The 2992-nt window shown below is 45.1% G+C and carries 3 protein-coding genes; all 3 read right to left on the bottom strand.

The genetic code is table 11. The annotated features are described in order from the left end of the window. Positions 1 to 775: amidohydrolase family protein (locus tag VFM80_RS11270; protein WP_413789710.1), on the bottom strand; the 775-nt coding region annotated here is incomplete at its 3' end. Positions 776 to 820: 45 nt separating this feature from the next. Next, the gene (locus tag VFM80_RS11265) at positions 821 to 1612 is read right to left on the bottom strand and encodes a DUF6962 family protein (RefSeq protein WP_395071930.1); all 792 of its coding nucleotides are present in this window, start codon (positions 1610 to 1612) and stop codon (positions 821 to 823) included. 107 nt (positions 1613 to 1719) lie between these two features. Beyond that, positions 1720 to 2844, bottom strand: a complete 1125-nt coding sequence (gene metK, locus VFM80_RS11260) for a methionine adenosyltransferase (protein ID WP_395071929.1) — start codon at positions 2842 to 2844, stop codon at positions 1720 to 1722. Positions 2845 to 2992 lie beyond the last annotated feature (148 nt).

Below are 2992 nucleotides of genomic sequence, written 5' to 3'. Positions count from 1 at the left end.
TTTCTTTGGTAAGCTGAATGATATATGCCATCTTTGCTTCCATCTCATCCTCTTCAAATTGACGTAAATAGCTTACATATCCGTCAACATGATCAATGGTAATTTGACCTGATTCTATGGCATGGATCACTCCGACATCTTCCGGTACGTGCCCGCCAAAGGTAATGCCAGCCTCTTGAGCCGTCTCAGCCATAGCATTATATTCCTCAAGCGATAAGCCGGGGTGAACTTTAAGCAGATCCCAGCCCTCTTTTTTATGTTCTCGAACCCTTTCAGCTGCCTGTTCCGGGGATGCGATGGTATTTCCGTTGAAACTTGGTCCGGCCAGGTACAGATTTGGCCCAACCAATTCTCCGGAATTAACGCGTTCTTTAAGTTCCAGCTGATTTTCATAACCCAACATACCCCGGACAGTTGTAATCCCGGCTGATATGTATAGAAATAAGGTGCTTTCCACATATTTATCGTCAAAGTAATCAGGAGCATTTGGCCCGGGATCAGTGGGAGGGACGTGCCCATGCATCTCAGCCAGTCCGGGCATCAGATACTTCCCGGTACCATCAATTATAGTTGCATTAGAAGAGACACTTACCTCAGAGGAAGGACCAACTTCCACAATGCGGTCTCCTTCAACAATAACAGTATGATCTTCCAAAACCTGATCGCTATCCATGGGAATAACATTAACGTTTGTGAACACTGTTTGAGGCTGTGCAGGAGCACAAGAGATCATTAGCAATGACAATGAAAGGAGAAATGCGGGTAGGATTTTCATGGGAGATAGATTTAGGTGTTATGATTTAGGCGACGTGAATCTATATTAATCTATATCCACCGATCGTCTTTTCAAATTGTTTTTTAGGCCGGCAAGAGCATCTTTCACGGCGTCTTTAAAGCTGCCCTTGTTTTCTTTGATATCTTCAGGTTTCAGTACCTCCAGTTTTCGTGCTCCCCGATAAAAGCAGTACATGCTGATGGCCATAACGGTATGTGCAACGTCAAGGTGATTAAACCAGGTGTGAATGCCAATTTCGCTGGTATAGAAAAAAGCAGCGAGTGTGGCAAAAAGTACGGTAAGGAAAAAGATGCGACTGCCTTCATTCCGGGTGCGCCAATACACCAAAAAATGCAACGGAAGCACAACAAGCCCCAGTCCGTATGCTGAGTGTATTTGTATGAAAAAGAAGTTAAGGGTGGTGAAGGTTATGACGGCGAAGGTGAGTAACTCAACAACATTGGCTACTTCAAGAAACCTGCCAAACTTATCATTGATAACAGGCTGAGCGTGCATAATGGAGGCACGCTCTATCGCCATAACAGCAAGCATACTAATGAGCCACCCGGGGAGTTTCCATTCAAGCCCAACCGCGTATTGAAAAGCATGTCCCAGTACTCCTCCCAAAAAAGTAGCGAGCGCCATGATCCCAAAATACCACCGCATATACTGATGGACTTTCCCTTTTTTGTTCAGTTTTATAAGCTTAAAAAGGGCAAATAAACAAACAGCAGTGATCCAAAGATCGGTAAAGGTGACCATCGGCTCCATGATGGGGATGTCGAAGAACTCTATCGTTGGCTGGCCTGAATCTGACTGAAAGCGCTCGTTATCCATAAACTCCATTGATTTAAGAATTCATGGAAAATAACAGAAATGAGGAGATTCTCGAAGGACGATCTTACTGTAAATTCAATATTGAATATTCATCTGTTCAATATTCTTTAGCTCAGTTTATTCACATAATCCAGCTTCTCCCATGGAAATTCCTCTCTTCCAAAGTGGCCGTATGCCGCTGTTTGGCGATAAATAGGAGACTTCAGGTTGAACCGCTTGATGATTCCCTGAGGCGTGCAATCAAAAGTATTAGCAATTTTATCAGCCAGCTCCACATCACTCATCTTTCCAGTTCCATAGGTATTCACGTTAATGGAAACCGGATCGGCTACACCAATGGCATAAGCAAGCTGTACGAGGCATTCATCGGCAAGTTCAGCAGCCAGGATATTCTTTGCGATGTGGCGGGAAGCATAAGCCGCACTGCGGTCTACTTTGGAAGGATCTTTCCCTGAAAAAGCACCGCCACCGTGGGCTCCAAATCCACCGTAGGTATCTACAATGATCTTACGTCCGGTAAGGCCGGTGTCGCCATGGGGACCGCCGATCACAAATTTCCCGGTTGGGTTTACGTGATAAATAGTCTCATTATCCAGAAATTCAGCAGGAAGCACATTAGAAACCAAATGCTTTTTGACATCTTGTTTGATCTGATTCTGATCAACACCCTCATCATGTTGAGTTGAAAGTACGATGGTGTGAATGCGTTTTGGGCTGCCATCATCATTATACTCAATGGTAACCTGACTTTTACTATCCGGCGCAAGATAAGGCATCAGATCTGTTTCCTTACGAATACGGGACAGCTCACGCAGCAGATTGTGAGAATACTGAAGTGGCATCGGCATAAACTCCGGCGTTTGGCGGGTGGCATAACCGAACATCATTCCCTGGTCTCCGGCGCCGTCACGGTCAACTCCCATGGCTATGTCAGGACTTTGGGTGTGGATGGTAGTCAGTACACCGCAGCTTTCAGAATCAAAGCGGTAGGAAGGTTTGGTATAACCGATCTCACGGATCACCTGGCGAACGATTTCCTGAACATCCACATAAGCATCGGTAGTCACTTCCCCGGAAACCACGGCAAGTCCGGTGGTTACAAGGGTTTCTACGGCTACACGGGAATCTGGGTCGTCAGTGAGGAGAGCGTCTAAGATGGCATCTGAGATCTGGTCGGCTACTTTATCCGGATGTCCTTCGGATACTGATTCTGAAGTAAAGAGATTTTTCATGTGAATAATATTCTGAGTAATAAGGTGCTTTCGGTTAGGAAAATGGATGCGCAAATATAAAGCGGATCATAAAGGTCGCAAAGTTAAAAATATTTGAGGAGAAAAAAGCTATGAACTAAATAAATCCCCATCCTTTTTGCCGGGCTCG

Origin of the sequence: Gracilimonas sp., assembly GCF_035704785.1 — a bacterium.
GTDB lineage: Bacteria > Bacteroidota > Rhodothermia > Balneolales > Balneolaceae > Gracilimonas.
Note: the sequence above shows the minus strand (reverse complement) of the source record. Positions and strands in the feature narration are given on the sequence as shown.